This is a genomic window from Ideonella sp. P3_A4 (assembly GCF_056403075.1).
Window position 1 is genome coordinate 1 of sequence record NZ_JBFUGE010000107.1, and the last position, 15,531, is coordinate 15,531.

The window sequence follows — 15,531 nt, forward strand, 5'->3', positions numbered from 1 at the left end:
GGCCGGCACAGTGCCGGCCCCACCGCCACCACCACCACGATGTGGGGCGCGATGCCCAACAGCGCGCTGCCCGTCGCGGCCCGCTGGCGCGGCCTGTACACCGCGTCTGCCGCACAGCTTCAGGCCRATGACGGCAGCGCGCTCGACCTGCCGGCTCACAGCCTGGCCTGGTGCGACACGCCGCAGCCAATCACTTGGCGAATCGATGGGCGGGGTACGTCGAATCTCCGCGCATGGTGGCTGTCATCAAGCGTTACCGCGAAGTGATCTCCTGCTGTTCACAACCCGGCAAGTCAAGGTCGGTACCGCAACGCGCGGGCCGCCGGCTCGATTGGCGTCGCAACAAATGCATGCGATTTGCTCTGATATTGGCCGTGTCCAACGATCACGCCCTCATCGTTGATCCCATACGCCACCAGTTCGCTCCAGTCCGCGCCGGAAGCATCCAGCAAGTCTTTCAAATAGCGCAACTTGCCTCGCCAGTAATACACCGCCCCCTCACGCCCACCGTTGCCGACGATCTCGTCATGACGATTGATAGTCGAAGGTTGCCATCGGCGATATCGCCCGCTGAACATCGGCAGGGCATGCATTTCAGCGCCGTCGTAGAAGAACGGCTTGCCGGCGTAGCCAGACAATTCGGTGGAAGACCCGCAAACGTGCCCTGCGGCATTGATGTCGTTACCGAGGCTGTATTTGTCGGCATCGAGCACGCCCAAGTCGATCATCACACCGCCTCGCCAAACGAAGCCGTGAGACGTTCCGTCTGGGAGATCAGCAGACCCCGTGATGTCACCGCTTACGTTGATGCGCGAGCCATAGCTGCTCTTGCCGCCGAGCGTGCCAAGGTCAACGACACGGCCATGGTCGTACAACACGGCATGTGCGTCAGGCCCGAAGTACGCATCGCCCGAAATTTGACCTGCCCCGTTGATGTCGGCCCCGCCAATGGCGAGTTCTTCGCGCGCCCCACCTCGCCACCACACAATCGTCAGGCCATCGCGCTGCCCGAGGATGTCGCCATGGTCGTTGATCGACAGAATGTTGGTGCGCGCGCTGTCTTCCAAGGAACGGACGATCCCCTTGAAATCGGAATACGCAAGGTAAGAAGGCTTGCCACCTATTCCGGTGAAGTCGCCGCGGTGATTGATGGCCCTCGCGTCCACCGGGTGGACTGGCCCGGCACGATCAAGCGCCTCGATCCGGTAGATGGGCAACTCTGCCATCGCGGATGTCGAGCTCAAGAGCAGCGCCAGCGCCAGCGCCGCAACTCGAATCATGAAACCAGCCATCGATGTCCTCCTTTCGATGGACGCTCATCGAGCGGCGTGAATACTAAGACTCAAGTCCTGCGACCGCAACTTGCCCGACGGGCTTGGCGTTGCAACCCTTGATCGTGCCAATCAAATGGTGACCCATCCAACGCCCTTCGCCACAGGTCGCAGGGGTGGCGTGCCGATGACCCCATCACTTCGGCACAGGTCATGGGGCAACGCCGCGTCAGCGCGGCAGCGGTGTCGCGATGAACGCGCGCTCGGTGCGCTCGTGCTGCCGCTGGCCCACGCCGGCGATCTGGCCGGCGTCGTTGATGCCGAGCGCGACGCTGAGCGATTTCCATTCGGTGCCGCTGGCGTCGAGCAGGTTCATCAGCTTGCGGGTCTTGCYGCCGCGTGTCAGCGACGCGACCCATTTGCCGTTCGCGCCGGTCAGTTGGCCCACCGCCTCGCCATGGCGGTTGAGCGAGAACGCCGACAGATCCATCTCGCCGACCTCGGGCAACGCCACCAGGCCGTCGCCAGTGCGAATGAACGCCACGGCATCACCATCAATGTCGTCGCTGCGGCCCAGCACCGCGCCGGCAGCGTTGATCGCCATGGCCCGGCTGTCGGGGCCGCCCAGCGTGCCCAGGTCTTGCAGGCCCAGCACCGGCTGCCACAAAAAGGCATGCACCTCGCCCGACGCGAGGGCCGAGTAGCCGCACACCTGCCCCGCATCGTTGATGCCCGTGGCCACGCTGGTGGCGCCGCCCAGTGTGCCCAGGTCGATCAGCTCGCCGTCGCTGAACAGGGCGGCCCGCTCGTGCTCACCGCCGAAAAACGCGCCGCCGGCCACCTGGCCGAAGTTGTTGATCGATGCCGCCCGGCGCATGCCGACAAGTATCTGCCGCTCGCCACCTTGGGGCCACCAGCAGGCCTCGCCATCGCGAGTGCCGACCACGTCGCCGCGGTCATTCAGGCCATGGCCATAGGCGAAGCGCCCACCCGGCAGCAGGCGCGACTGGCCATCGGCATACAGGTAGACGGCCCACTCGTCGGCGTTGATGTAGGCCACGCCGACCACCCAGCCCTGGTGGTTGATCTCTTCGGCCGACACCGCCGTGTAGTCGCCTATACCGGGCAGAGCCTCGATGCGGTACAGCGGCGGCGTCACCGCCTGCGCGGCACCGCGGCGCAGCAGATGAGATTTGGCAACCGGCGGCAGGGCCGAGCGAAGGTCCAGCATGTTGTTCTCTCCCGGGCTAAGCGGCGCATCCTATGCCCAAGCCCTGGCCAGAATGTGAACAATCGGTAATCCCCCCTAAATTCCAGTTAGGCATCGTGACGAAACATGACAATCGATACTAGGCGTTCCACGGCAACACCATCTTTGCAAGCGGCGCCCGCCTGGCGCTGGTGGCGCGGTGCATGCCTGGCCACGATGTCCTGCCAACCCGGCGCCCCGGCCTGGGGCTGGCTGCCGCAGGGTGACCTGCTGACCCACGGCGAGCAGATCGCCTGGGTCGGACCATCGGGAGAGGCCGACGCAGCCCTGCAGCATCTGCTGAGCGCGCCCGAACGGGCTGCGCTGGAGCCAACCGACCTGCACGGCCTGCTGGTCACGCCAGGGCTGATCGACGCGCACACCCACCTTGTCTACGGTGGCCACCGCGCGCGCGAATTCGAGCTGCGCCTGCAGGGCGCGACCTACGAAGAGATCGCCCGGGCCGGCGGCGGCATCCGCTCGACAGTCGCCGCAACGCGCGAAGCCAGCGACGATGCACTGTTCGATGCCGCATTGGCCCGCGCCCGCACCCTGATGGCCGAAGGCGTGACCACGGTCGAGATCAAGTCGGGCTACGGGCTGAGCCTGGAGCACGAGGCACGCTGCTTGCGTGCGGCGCGGCGCATCGCCCAGACCCTGCCGATCACCGTGCGCACCACCTCGCTTGCCGCACACGCACTGCCACCCGAATTCGAAGGCCGTGCCGACGACTACATCGACGCCATTTGCCAGTGGCTGCCGCAGTGGCACGCCGAGGGCCTGGTCGACGCGGTGGACGGCTTTTGCGAGCGCATCGCTTTCACGCCGGCGCAGATCGAAAGAGTCTTCCATGCCGCACGCACGCTCGGCCTGCCGGTCAAGCTGCACGCCGAGCAGTTGAGCGACTCCGGCGGCGCCGCGCTGGCCGCGCGCTACGCCGCCTTGAGCGCCGACCACCTCGAATACCTCAGCGACGAGGGCATTGCGGCCATGGCCGCGGCCAGCACGGTGGCGATGCTGCTACCCGGCGCCTATTACTTCCTGCGCGAAACCAAGCTGCCGCCGATCGCGGCGCTGCGGGCCGCCGGCGTGCCGATCGCGATCGCGACCGACCACAACCCCGGCTCGTCGCCCACCTTGTCGCTGCCGCTGATGCTGAACATGGCCTGCACGCTGTTCCGCCTGACACCGGAAGAGGCGCTGGCCGGTGCCACGCGCCACGCCGCCACCGCCTTGGGCCTAGGCGCCAGCCACGGCCAACTGCGTGCCGGCTACCGGGCCGATTTCGCGCTCTGGGCGGTGGACCACCCAAACGAATTGGCCTACCGTTTCGGCGAGCGCGCATGCCGCGGCGTCGTCGCCGGCGGGCACCTGATCGAAGCCTGACATGACCACGACAGACACCTTGAACACCCCGAGTTTCACCCTCGTCCGCGGCAGCCGCCCGCTGCTGGTCAGCCTGCCGCACGTGGGCCGCCAGATCCCGCCCGCGCTGCAGCCGATGTACACCGAGCGCGCGCTGCAGGTCGAAGACACCGACTGGCACCTGGACGAGGTCTACGCCTTCGCGCGCGAACTGGGCGCCAGCCTGATCGTGCCGGTGTATTCACGCTTCGTGATCGACCTGAACCGCCCGCCGGAGAACACGCCGATGTACGCCGGTGCGAACAACACCGAGCTGTGCCCGACGCGCTTTTTCACCGGCGAGCCGCTTTACCGCGAAGGCTGTGCGCCTACGCCGCCRCAGATCGACGAGCGTCGCGCCACCTACTGGCAGCCTTACCACGACGCGCTGCGCAACGAGCTGGCGCGGCTGAAGGCCGAGCACGGCCATGCAGTGCTGTTCGACGGCCACAGCATCAAGAGCGAGCTGCCGTGGCTGTTCGAAGGCAAGCTGCCTGATCTGAACCTGGGCACCGCCGAAGGCAAAAGCTGCGCGCCCGCCCTGCGCGCGGCGCTGGCCGATGTGCTGGAGACGCAGACCGCCTTCACCCAGGTCGTCGACGGCCGCTTCAAGGGTGGCCACATCACCCGCCACTATGGCCAGCCCGGCCAGGGCGTGCACGCGGTGCAATTGGAGATGTGCTGGTCGACCTACATGCCTGAATCTCCGCCCTACCAGGTCGACCCCACCCGCACCGCGCGCCTGCAGCCGGTGCTGCGCGCACTGTTGCAAACCGCACTCGATTGGACCCCCAAGGTATGAGCACCGAGACCACCTTCTGGGCCACACGCGCCTGGCTGCCGGGCGGCTGGCGCGAAGCAGTGTTGCTGGAAGTCGACGGCCAGGGCCGCTGGCAACTGGTCCAGCCCGACACGCCAGCGCCCGAAGGCGTCACCAAGCTGGCCGGCCCGGTGCTGCCAGGCCTGGTCAACGCGCACAGCCACGCCTTCCAGCGCGCCTTCGCCGGCCTGGCCGAGCGACGCGAATCCGAAGGCGACGATTTCTGGAGCTGGCGCGACCGGATGTACCGCGTGGCCGGCGCGGTCRACCCGGCGATGCTGCGCGCGATCGCAGCGCAGCTCTACAGCGAACTGCTGCGCGGCGGCTACACCCAGGTCTGCGAGTTCCACTACGTGCAGCACCAGCCCGGTGGCCAGCCCTACCCCGAGCGCCACACGATGATCCAGGCGCTGATCGAGGCGGCGGCCGACGTCGGCATCGGCCTGACGGTGCTGCCGGTGCTGTACGAACGCGCCGGCTTCACGCAGCCGACGCTGCGGCCGGATCAGGCCCGCTTTCACTTGGGCGCAGACGAGGTCTGGGCTGCCGCGCAGGCGGTGCAGGCGCAGGCCCATGTGCGGCTGAATGCGGGCGTGGCGATCCACTCGCTGCGCGCCGCGGCGCCCGAATCGATTCATCGCCTGCAGGCCTTGACCGAAGGCTTCAGCGGCGCGGTCCACATCCACGTCGCCGAACAACCGGCCGAAGTGCGCGACTGCCTGGCCGCCACCGGCCTGCGCCCGGTCGAATGGCTGGCCGAGCAGGGCCTGCTCGATGCGCGCTGGCAGCTGGTGCACGCGACCCACGTCAACCGGGCCGAGATCATGGCGGTGGCCCACTGCGGCAGCACCGCGGTGATCTGCCCCAGCACCGAGGCCAACCTGGGCGACGGCCTGACCGACATCCCCGCCTGGCTGAAAGCCGGTGTGCCCCTGGCCATCGGCTCGGACAGCCACGTGACCCGCGCCTGGCGCGAAGAGCTGCGCTGGCTCGACTACGGCCAGCGCCTGAGCCTGAAGTGCCGCAACGTCGCCGCGGCGCCCGAAGCGGGCCAACCGGCCACGGCCGAGCGCCTGTGGCAAAGCGCGCTCACCGGCGGCGCCAGCGCCTGCGGCGAGGCGCTGTGGGGCATCCACCCCGGCGCGCGGGCCGACCTGCTGGTGGTCGACCTGGGCGACGCCAGCCTCGCCGGCATCCCGCCCAGCCGGCTGCTCGATGCGCTGGTCTTTTCCAGCCCCGGCCGGCCCTGGCGCGACGTGATGGTGGCCGGTGACTGGGTCGTGCAGAACCACCACCACCGCGGCAACAGCGAGCGGCAGGGCCGTTTCGAGGCGGCGATGCAACAGCTCTGGGTCGACACGCCCTGAAGTCTTGCGCTGAGGCAAGCTTGCGCGGGGTCAGCGTGGAATACTGGTCGCATGTTCGCGCTGCCGACCCACCACACCTCGCCGCCCCTGCTCGAGGACATGACGTCCTGGGAGCTCTACGTGGGGCTGCAGGGCCGCATCAACCGGCGCAGCTTCTGGATGCACGGCGTGCTGGTGCTGCTGGTGGTGGGCATGGTCTTGATGGCCTTGCTCGAGATCGCTGGCTTCCCCCCCGACCGCGCCGAGAAACTGGCCAACCTGCTGATCGCCTGGCCCGCGATCGCGATCTCGGCCAAGCGCTGGCACGACCGCGACCGCTCGGCCTGGTGGGTGCTGGTGACGCTGCTGCCGCTGATCGGGCAGCTGTGGGCGTTGATCGACAACGGGTTCTTGCCGGGGACACGCGGCGAGAACCGGTTTGGTTCGGAGCCTGGGCGTTAGGCTTGAGTGGTGGTTGGTTGAGGCACCAGCGCGACACGTAGGCCAACGGCGTCATCGTGCTCCCAGGGCATACGGCTGGTTCGGGCCCCGCCAAGTACTTCGTTTCGAGTGGTCTGCCATGCCCCCCCGCGCAAGGCCATGGCCGCCTGCGCACTAACCCGATGATCGCGGAACGTTGCAGCCAACTCGATTCGGCGGACAGTCCCATCGGAAAACTGAAAGACGTCGTTGTCCATCCACTCCCAGGCATTGCCAAGCAGGTCGAAACACCCCAGCGGATGGGACTGAAACAGCCCCACTGCCGAACTGTGACCTAGGCGCGCCATCTCCAGATTGGCAGCGAAAGCCAGAGAGTCCGGAATCGTCCACACCCCTTTCCGCGGTAGAGAGTCGCGAGTAATAACCGCACTCTCCCACTCGGGGTCAATTGGTAATCGCACACGATGGCTGGCTAGCCCGGCATCCGACAGGATTGGATGCAAGCGGCGCCCTAGCCATGCGGCATAGGCACGAGCTTCGTACCAGCAGATACCGACGACCGGATGGGTCGGCGTCAAGCACTGCTCAATCCAGCGCCAGGGTATACGGCGCTGACCAACTGGCCGTGACGGCATTACGCCGGCGGCTTCGCCAGCCAGCGCATCAAAGGCACCCTCACGCCAAGCCTGGCCGTCCAAATCCCACAGACTATCGTCGGCATAGCCATCGTCTGCAATGAACGCTTCGTACTGTCGCACAGTGACCAAGGTACGACCAAGGTAGACATTTCGCGTCAACTCGCCTTCTGGCGTGGCCAGGTCGCCGCGACCGGCAATGCGGACGAAACCAAGCACCGGCTCCTCCACCGCCGTGCTCTCGCGCCAAGACTCGTCGTCAGACGGTTTGATTTGCGCCCGCCGCCGCGGAAGCCATGCGAGGCTGGCGTCGAAGTCGAACCGCGGGTCGCCCACGGCGCCCAACTGGTCGGCCGCGATCGAGCGAAGCGACAGAGGCAAGTTGGGAGCGTCGACGATGCCGAGCAGAGCTGGCTGCAGCCCTGCGAGCACGCGGCCCAGGCCCAGTGCTTGGTCGAGCCGGTGGATAGCCAGCGTCGCATACGGTCGACAAGTCTCGATGCAAACCTCCGGCGCCTCCCGTGGCATTGGGGGTAGCTCGAAGTCCGGCCAGGAGTCAGCGGCCTCCACCGTCGCCGGATCGAGGAACGGGGCCAGCGCGGCCAGCGCTTCGAGCGAGCGACGATCGTCCAGGTTCGGGTCATCGCGCAAAGCCCTGGCCAGGACCTTCACCGCCCGCTCATCGATCATTTCACCGGGTTGCAATCCCAGGCGATCCGGCAGCGCCGCGCGGGTCGAGGCATCCGAGCTGCTCAACAGCTCCAGCATCTGATTGGGCTGCACCTGGCGCACGGGCCGCGCAGCGAGTGCCGGCGGCGGTGGCGGCTGCTGTGGCGGCTGCGAGACGGCGGCTGGCGCCGGCACCCGAACGACCGTATCGATGGCACCGGCGGTGGTGACTGCCGATGACGGCGTCGCCACCGGGACCGGGCTGGGCGCCTGCGGCATTGGTACCGGCACCGGCGCGGTGGGAGCTGGCGTGACCACCACCGCGGCCATCAACTGATCGCTGAACAGATTCAGATATTCCTGCAACCGAGGCACCGCGCCGGCCGTCCAACCCGTCGCATAGGCCATCGCACCGCCAATCCGCAGCGGCGCGAAGGCGTGGCGTTGCATCTCGCGAAAGCCGCTCAATGCAGCGGCCAGCGGCAGGCGGATCTGTTCGACCGAATAGCGATCGCTGGCGGACAACTGGGTGCGCCCCAGGTAGTCACCCCATTGGTCCCGCTGCGAGTTAATCGGCAGTTGCACACTGGGGCCCGCGGTCTGACCCGGCGGCGGCGTCTGCACCAACGTCCCCGCCTGCGATCCCAGCGCGACCCAGCGGTACAGGTCTGCATCCGACACGTCCAGGGTCATCAACTGGTCGCCCGCTGTCTTCTGCCAGACGAACACCGGGTTCCGCGTCTGGTCCTGCACCAGGTAGGCCCGCATCCAGTGACCGAACAGCTCCGGCCGCCGGCGCAGCAGCCGGAAGATCTCGGGCGCGAACAGCTGCAGCAACACGCAGCACAGCACCATGCGTGCATCGGCCGCATTGCCGGTGGCGGTGAACCCGGCCGGTGGCGGCTGGATCGGCGTGCCGCGCGCGGTGAACACCTGCTGGAACTGGTGCATCAGCTCCAGCGTGCGGCCGAGCTTGCGCGGCACGAAAGCGTCGAAGCTGTCGAGCAGCAGGTGCACCAGCGGCGAGGCCTGCAGTTCGCCGGTCGCGGGGTCGGGCACGAACCACAAACGCACCGGCGTGATGGCCGCGGCTGTTGGATCGCTCGCCGTGGGTGCGAGCAGCCGCTCTTCCTGCCGCCGCAGAAACTCCACCGCCTGTGCGCGTGTCAGCTGCGGCAGCCGGAACGGCAGGTGGACGATCTTCTCCAGGTACTCGAAGCCGGTGATCGGCATCTCGGGCTTGGCGTTCTGGAAGCGGTACTCGCGGTAGCGGTAGCTGATGCCGCGTTCGATCACCTCGTCGTCGAGCGCGATCACGAAAGCGAAGCTCTCGACGTTGAGCACCGTCTTGATCACCTCGAGCACCTCGACCGCCTTTTCCGGCAGGCAGCGGTCGAGGTCGTCGACGAAGACGACGAAGTTCAGGTGGATGTCGTGGCGCAGCGATTCGTGCCCCAGCCGTTTGGCCGCGTCGCGGCTGATGTGCGTCAGCTCGCTGAGGTAACGGTGCACGTTGTAGTAGTAACGGCCATCGGCGCTGGCCTCGGGCGTGGCCTGGGCCAGCACCTCGGCGGACTTGCCGAACAGACGCTCGCGCAGGCTGGGTTCTTTGGCGACGGCTTGCTCGGCCGGCTTGTCGCCCTCTGGCGCGTCGGGCAGAAACTTCGCGGCCGTCTGCTCGACCCAACTCAGCGAGCGCTCAGCCGCCGCGCCGAAGCCGAAGTAACCGGCGGCGAGGCTCGCGGTCGTCTTGACCAGCCCGTTGCCTGCCACCTTGTGCGCGATCTTGGCCGCGGCCTGGAAGGCCCCGGCGACCTGCTTCAAGCGCTCGGCCGCTGCGGCAACGTCCTCACCCCGCTCCAACAGCAACTGCTTGGCCTGCTCGTCGATCGAAGCGGCACTGCCCAGCGTGCGCTGCACCGCTTCGGCCAGGTGCATCAGCAGAGGCACCGCCAAATGCGGCTCGTGCTCGTACTTCCAGGGGTGGAACCAGACCGGCACCGTCAGGCGCAACGCGGGGCTGGCTTCATAGGCCTGCGGATCGCGCACGCGCTGGGCACAGTCTTCCACGTTCTGGCGCGCGGCAAGCTGGTACATCAGCTCCAGCAGGCGGCTCTTGCCCACGCCCCATTCGCCGTAGACGCCGACGACCAGTGGATCCCCGGTCGGCAGGTCGCGGCCATCGGGCTTCTTCGCCGCCGCTGCTGCGCTGCGCGCGTCGCTGTCGAGGGCGAAGTTGTGCACGATGCGCGCCCACAGCGCATCGGCGTAACGTTGGTAGCCCAGCCAGTCGCGCGGCTCGCCAGCTTGGGCGACGGGCACAGGGGGCACAGCCTGCATCGACACTCCCGCGCCCTGAGATGGGCGTGGCGCGGATTCTGGGATCAGCCGGCCGGCACTGCAATGGCCGGAAGGCACGCGGCCCCTAGAACCCGGGCCTGGCCGACGGAGAAGGCGTGGTCAATCGCCTGTCGGCGAGATGCGGAACGCGCGCACATCGGGCCGGTCGCGCAGCACGACCGCCAGCCGCGGAATGTTCTGATGATTGGTCGTGCGCAACACCATGCGGTATTCGAAATCGGGCTCGTCGTCGAATGCGCGGTAGCTCATCTGAGCGATCGTGAAGCCGTGCTCCTTCAGGAAGGCGCGCAGCTCGGGCTCGGCCATCGCCTGGTGGCGCTGGAAACGCACCGAGTGATGCGCGTAGTGGTGCGTCGGCAGGCGATCCTCGATCCAGCGGAACAGGGACAGCGCGACCAGCGTCAACGCCGTGGCCAGCAGCGCCGGCCCGTAGAAGCCGATGCCGATCAGGATGCCGATCGCCGCGGTGACCCAGATCGAAGCCGCAGTCGTCAGGCCACGCACCGACAGCCCGTCCTTGAAGATCACGCCGGCACCGAGGAAACCGATGCCGGTCATGATGCCCTGCGCCATGCGCGTGGGGTCGGTGCGGAAGCTGTCTTGCGCGAAGCCGGGCAGCCACTGGCCCTGGTACATCGGCACCACCATCAGCACGCTCGAAGCCAAGGCCACCAGCGCATGGGTGCGAAAGCCGGCGGGCCGGCCATGGATGCTGCGCTCCAACCCGATCATGCCGCCCGCCGCCAGGGCGCCGACCAGGTGCAGCGCAATCCTCAGGAAATCACCCCCCAGCGACAAGTCGGGCCAGGTCATGCGGCGCCTTTTCGTGAGTGTGTCAGCTTGGTTCTACCCCCTCGGCGCCGAGTGGGCAAGTGGCATGCCGTTGCTGCGTCGCGTCAACACGGTGCTTGTTGGCATGCTGGCTGTCAGGCTGCGGTCCAGATGAACAGCTGGGTGCGCGAACCGTCCAGGTTGTGGCGCACTTCACCGCGCTGCATGCCGATCTTCAACAGCACACGATGCGAGTCGGTGTTCTCGAGCGCCGTGGTCGCGATCACCTGTTGCAGGCCCAGCGCCGACGCGCCCCAGGCCAGCAATGCTGCAGCCGCTTCGGTGGCCAGGCCTCGGCCCCAATGGTCGCGACGCAGCGCGTATTTGATCTCGGCTTCGGGTTGGCCATCCGGGTGCACCAGGCCGCAAAAGCCGATCGCCTCGCCGGTGGCCCGCTCGACCAGCGCGACCATGCCGTAGCCGCGTGTCGCGTAGTTTCGCAGCGTGACGCCGATCCATTCTTCGCACTGCTCGCGAACGAGCGGCCGGCCGTCGCCGACCCAGCGCATCGCTTCTGCATCGCCGTAGACCGCCAGCATCGCCGCACCGTCGCCAGGCTCGATGCGGCGAACCCGCAAGCGCGCCGTCTCGAACAACCAGACGGTGGGTAGGTGCGACGTCGCGTCGGCAGTCATGTTGGGCCGCACCGCCCGGTCATTGGCCAATGCGGCTGGTGGCGTAGGCGTAGCTGGTGTCGAAGTATTTGATGAGGGCGTCGAGCAGCTTCAGGTTCATCGCGTTGCCCATGTGGGCATCGCGGCCTTCGGCCACCTTGTCGCGATGGCGCTGCAACGCCGCCTTGTCGCGTTCCAGAAAGGCGATCGTGGCCAGCACGTAGTCGTTCCAGCGGAACGGGTCCTTGGCCAGGTCTTCGCGTGGGTTCAGCACGCTCCTGGCAGCGACGATGGCCTCGGCCGCCTGCCCGGCGCTGGCGCGCAATTGGGCGACGTGCCAGCGCAGCGACGACTCGGCAGACGGCCTGCCCCGCAGATAAGCCTCGATCAGGTCGGCGCCCTCTTTGTTGCAACCCTCGGCGGCGAGCACGCGGAAGCCCTGGCCTTCGGTCTGGTCGAAGGTCTCGTAGGGCAGCGACAGGTCGGTCTTCAGGTGCGCCTGCAGCAATGCCTCGCAAGTCGGCGCCGGCGGTTGGCCCAGCGCATGCGCCTGCAACCAGCGCCGCAGCAGCGGCCAGTAGTCGGGGTGAAAGCCCGGTGAGCGAACCGCCTCGCGGCCGCTGTCGGCTTCGCCCACCCACAGGCCGTGCGCGGCGCGCGGCAGCAGATGGAACTCCGCCTCGGTGCCAGCGAGCGCACGACGCAGGATCGGCAGGCTCGCCTCGACCGGCACATAGCCGTCGCGGTCGCCGTGGATCACGAGCACCGGCACGCGCACCTGCGCCAGCTCGGGCGCCGGGTCGAACCACCAGAACGACTGGCTGCGCGCGCTGGGCTTGTCCGGCAGGTTGTCGTTCAGCTCAACGAAGCGGGCCCAGCGAGCGTTCTGATTCGCCTTGGTCAGGGCATGGATCTCGTCGCGCCCCGCGCCGCTGCGCACCCATTCCATCAGCCGGCGCTCGTAGTCCAGCGCGGCGACCACTTCGGCCTCGCTCAAGCCGGCGTCGCGCGCGTTGTGCTCGACGCGGAACATCTCTTGCAGTGCCGGGGAGACGCCCGAGGCCGACTGCGCGATGACGAACGAGATGCGCGACGAGCGCGCCGCCGCGACCGGCGCGATCCAGCCGCCTTGGCTGTGGCCCCACGTGCCGATGCGGCGGGCGTCGATCTGCGGCAAGGCTGCCAATGCCTCGGCCGCAGCAACGGCATCGTCGGCCAGGCGCTGCATGCCTGCACTGCCTTCGCTGCCGGTGGATTCGCCGCTGCCGCGACGGTCGTAGACCAGCGCCGCGATGCCCCGTGCCGCGAAGAAATAGGCGAACTCCAGGTAGCCGTCGCGTATGGCTGGCGAAGACATGTGGGTCAACACGACCGCCGGGAACGGCCCTTTGCCGGGAGGCAGGATCAACGTGCCCTTCAGCGTGGCGTCGCCGCCGCTCCAGGCCAGAGGCTGTTCGCTGACTGCCAGGCGGTGCAAGCGCCGGCCAGCATCGGAAGGCCCAGTGCGCAAGCGCATGTCGGCGCCGTCGGGCTGCAGGCTGAAAGCCTGCGGCCATGGTGAGCCGATGCGTGTGCCAGCGTGCAGCGCGCCGTCGCGCTCGACAAGTTGGCGCCAGGCGCCGGTCTGGTAATCGAGCCACATCGGCGCCGGTGAGTCGCCGGAGCGGGCGATCGCATAGGCCTGGCCTTCATCGTCCAGCCAGCCGCCTTTCAAGCGTTCGGCCAAGCCATGGTCTTCGCTCGCGACAAGTTCGAGCCGGCAGCCGGCGGCCGCTGGCGGCGCCACTACCGCTGGGCCGTCGATCGCGCCCACGCAGCGCACCGTGCCATTGGGGCCCGGCAACTGCAGCGACAGCTCGTTGCCGGCGAGCGCCACGGTGGCCGGCAAGGCCTGCTCGCGCCCCTCGATCTGGACCTGCGCCGACCAGCCTGCGCCCACCGCTGTGAACTGCACGCGAGCGGGGTTCAGCTCACCATCCAGGTCGATCAGGCCCTGGTAGCTGCCGCCGCGAAAGCCGGCCGGCGCCGCTGCCAGCGTGACGCCAGCCAGCGAACCGAGGGCCAAGGCGATGGTGAGCGGGAAGCCGCGGAAGTAATGCGTCATGTTCATAGTGGTTTGACCAAGGCCAGCAGATCGACGTAGGCGCCGTCGACCAGGTCGCCAGGCTCGACGCCCAACTGCGCCATCAGGGCATGTGCCTCCCGCACGCCAGTGTCGGCCGACTCGTCGTCGCGCAACACCACTTCGAGTTCGAGAAAGTCGCCCAGGCCCTCGACCTCGTCGAGGTGCACCCGCGTGCGGCCCACCAGCAGCAGCAGCCGGCGCTTGCGCACGCGGCCGGCCTGGCCCGAGGCCAGCGTCAGTGCTTCGCGCAGTGTGTCTGGTGACGCGGTGGGCGAGAGCACGTAGAACGACTCCTTCGGCCCCTGTTGATCGGCGCGCTGGTAGAAGATCAGCTCACCGCGCTCGGGCGAGAAGGCGCGCAGTTTCAGGCGGCCGTTGGGGCAGGCGAAGAAGGTGTCGTCCTGCAGGATCTCGACGGCCGGTTGGCCTGCGAGTGCCGCAGCGCGAGGCAGCAACTGCTGCACGCCGGAAATGCGGGCCTTGATTTCGATGTTGCGTGRCATGTCTTGATGAGAGTTTGTTCAGTAGCGGCCGCTCAGGCCCGCCATGCGCAGATACCAATGGGCCACCCAGGCCACGAAGCCGCGACCGAGCACGGCAAGCGCGCCCTTTTGGAACGGTGCCACGGTGATCTGGCGCGAATCCTTCAGCGCCGTCTCGAAGGCTCGCGCCATCCTGTCGGTGAAGTCTTCATCGAGGATCACGACGTTGGCCTCCAGGTTCAGCAGCAGCGACAGCGGGTCGATGTTGGAGCTGCCGAGCGTGGCCCAGCCTTCGTCGACCACCGCGGCCTTGGCATGCAGAAAGGCCGGCTGGTACTCGTGGATGTGCACCCCTTCAGCCAGCAACTCGTCGTACAGCACGCGCGCCGCCAGGCCGGCGAAGCGGTAGTCGACCTTGCCTTGCAGCAGCAAGCGCACGCACACGCCGCGCCGTGCGGCTTTGATCAGGGCGCGGCGAAACGAGCGGCCGGGGTAGAAGTAAGGGCAGACCAGGTCGACGCGTCGCACCGCGCTGCGGATCGCGTCGATGTAGGCGCGCTCGATCGAGCGGCGCTGGCGCAGGTTGTCGCGCACCAGAAAAGCCGCCCGCACCGGGCTCGGATCGTTGGCATCGGGTGGCGCCAACGCGGGCAGGATGCGCAGCCGGCTGAGCAGGCGGCGCGCCTGTGCCAGTGGCTCGGTGCTGCGCGCCATCGACAGCACTTCGGCCCGCCAGTCGTGGCCGAAGGCGGCGCGGGTCCACATCGCCCGCACGGTCTGCTCGATCGGCGCGACCACCGGGCCGCGCAAGCCCACCGCAAAGTCCAGCCGCGGCGCTTTGTCGATGCCGTGGTTCAGGTCGTTGCGATCGTCGATGATGTTGATGCCGCCGACGAAGCCGTAGGTGCCGTCGACCACGCACAGCTTGGTGTGCAGGCGCCGCAGCTGGCCGGGCTGCAGCCAGTTCCACCAGCGCTCGAGCGGCCGGAAGACCGCCAGCGACACACCGCTACCGGCAAGCCAGCGTTGCAGTTGCGGCAAGGCGCGGTGGGTGCCGAAACCGTCGACCACCACCCGCACACGCACGCCGCGGTGCGAGGCCCGCGCGAGCGCACGGGCCACGCCTTCGGCCGCGGTGTCGCTGTGAAAGATGTAGGTCGCCAGCCAGACCTCGTGCAGCGAGGCGTCGATGGCTGCGATCAGCGCCGGGAAGTATTCGTCGCCACCGCGCAGCAGCCGAGCATCGTTGCCGCCCAGGAACTGGGGTTGGGGCAATGCGTACC

The 15,531-nt window shown here is 68.0% G+C and carries 12 protein-coding genes; 4 read left to right on the forward strand and 8 right to left on the reverse strand.

From position 1 onward, the window contains the following. Positions 1–293 precede the first annotated feature (293 nt). Both AC1DYI_RS12450 and AC1DYI_RS12455 read right to left on the reverse strand, forming a co-directional pair. Positions 294–1,292 carry a hypothetical protein gene (locus AC1DYI_RS12450; protein WP_477204428.1) on the reverse strand — a complete coding sequence of 333 codons (999 nt, stop codon included), beginning with the start codon at positions 1,290–1,292 and terminating at the stop codon, positions 294–296. 208 nt (positions 1,293–1,500) lie between these two features. After that, on the reverse strand, positions 1,501–2,502 hold the full coding sequence (locus AC1DYI_RS12455; protein ID WP_477204429.1) for a hypothetical protein: 1,002 nt from the start codon (positions 2,500–2,502) through the stop codon (positions 1,501–1,503). A gap of 195 nt (positions 2,503–2,697) precedes the next feature. Here AC1DYI_RS12455 and hutI point away from each other — a divergent pair, with 195 nt between their 5' ends. From hutI to AC1DYI_RS12475, 4 genes are read left to right on the forward strand one after another with little or no spacing between them, the layout of a single operon-like run. Next, positions 2,698–3,906 (forward strand): imidazolonepropionase, encoded by a 1,209-nt coding sequence (gene hutI, locus AC1DYI_RS12460; protein WP_477204430.1) that lies wholly within the window; start codon positions 2,698–2,700, stop codon positions 3,904–3,906. Position 3,907: 1 nt separating this feature from the next. Beyond that, entirely contained in the window at positions 3,908–4,726 is an 819-nt protein-coding gene (gene hutG / locus AC1DYI_RS12465) for an N-formylglutamate deformylase (protein ID WP_477204431.1), read from the forward strand. After that, entirely contained in the window at positions 4,723–6,111 is a 1,389-nt protein-coding gene (locus tag AC1DYI_RS12470) for a formimidoylglutamate deiminase (RefSeq protein ID WP_477204432.1), read from the forward strand. The genes hutG and AC1DYI_RS12470 overlap by 4 nt, the downstream gene beginning before the upstream one ends. Before the next feature lie 51 nt (positions 6,112–6,162). Continuing rightward, a complete protein-coding gene (locus tag AC1DYI_RS12475; protein ID WP_477204433.1) occupies positions 6,163–6,552 on the forward strand; it encodes a DUF805 domain-containing protein in 390 nt (129 codons plus the stop codon). Here AC1DYI_RS12475 and AC1DYI_RS12480 read toward each other — a convergent pair. From AC1DYI_RS12480 to clsB, 6 genes are all read right to left on the reverse strand, one after another. Continuing rightward, positions 6,549–10,175 (reverse strand): P-loop NTPase fold protein, encoded by a 3,627-nt coding sequence (locus AC1DYI_RS12480; RefSeq protein ID WP_477204434.1) that lies wholly within the window; start codon positions 10,173–10,175, stop codon positions 6,549–6,551. The two genes, AC1DYI_RS12475 and AC1DYI_RS12480, sit on opposite strands and share 4 nt — an antisense overlap. Before the next feature lie 120 nt (positions 10,176–10,295). Further along, on the reverse strand, positions 10,296–11,009 hold the full coding sequence (locus AC1DYI_RS12485) for an MgtC/SapB family protein (protein ID WP_477204435.1): 714 nt from the start codon (positions 11,007–11,009) through the stop codon (positions 10,296–10,298). A gap of 113 nt (positions 11,010–11,122) precedes the next feature. Further along, entirely contained in the window at positions 11,123–11,662 is a 540-nt protein-coding gene (locus AC1DYI_RS12490) for a GNAT family N-acetyltransferase (protein ID WP_477204436.1), read from the reverse strand. Positions 11,663–11,681: 19 nt separating this feature from the next. Next, positions 11,682–13,745 carry an alpha/beta hydrolase family protein gene (locus AC1DYI_RS12495; RefSeq protein WP_477204437.1) on the reverse strand — a complete coding sequence of 688 codons (2,064 nt, stop codon included), beginning with the start codon at positions 13,743–13,745 and terminating at the stop codon, positions 11,682–11,684. A gap of 2 nt (positions 13,746–13,747) precedes the next feature. Further along, positions 13,748–14,269, reverse strand: a complete 522-nt coding sequence (locus AC1DYI_RS12500) for a class IV adenylate cyclase (protein ID WP_477204438.1) — start codon at positions 14,267–14,269, stop codon at positions 13,748–13,750. A gap of 18 nt (positions 14,270–14,287) precedes the next feature. Continuing rightward, positions 14,288–15,531, reverse strand: a 1,244-nt coding sequence (gene clsB / locus AC1DYI_RS12505) for a cardiolipin synthase ClsB (RefSeq protein WP_477204439.1), incomplete at its 5' end; no start/stop codon positions are given.

What these genes read in the sequence shown, in the direction of transcription:
- AC1DYI_RS12495 (WP_477204437.1), bottom strand. Translation starts at nt 13,745, where the DNA reads ATGACGCATTACTTCCGCGGCTTCCCGCTCACCATCGCCTTGGCCCTC.
- AC1DYI_RS12490 (WP_477204436.1), bottom strand. Translation starts at nt 11,662, where the DNA reads ATGACTGCCGACGCGACGTCGCACCTACCCACCGTCTGGTTGTTCGAG.
- hutI (WP_477204430.1), top strand. Translation starts at nt 2,698, where the DNA reads ATGTCCTGCCAACCCGGCGCCCCGGCCTGGGGCTGGCTGCCGCAGGGT.
- AC1DYI_RS12450 (WP_477204428.1), bottom strand. Translation starts at nt 1,292, where the DNA reads ATGGCTGGTTTCATGATTCGAGTTGCGGCGCTGGCGCTGGCGCTGCTC.
- AC1DYI_RS12485 (WP_477204435.1), bottom strand. Translation starts at nt 11,009, where the DNA reads ATGACCTGGCCCGACTTGTCGCTGGGGGGTGATTTCCTGAGGATTGCG.
- AC1DYI_RS12475 (WP_477204433.1), top strand. Translation starts at nt 6,163, where the DNA reads ATGTTCGCGCTGCCGACCCACCACACCTCGCCGCCCCTGCTCGAGGAC.
- AC1DYI_RS12480 (WP_477204434.1), bottom strand. Translation starts at nt 10,175, where the DNA reads ATGCAGGCTGTGCCCCCTGTGCCCGTCGCCCAAGCTGGCGAGCCGCGC.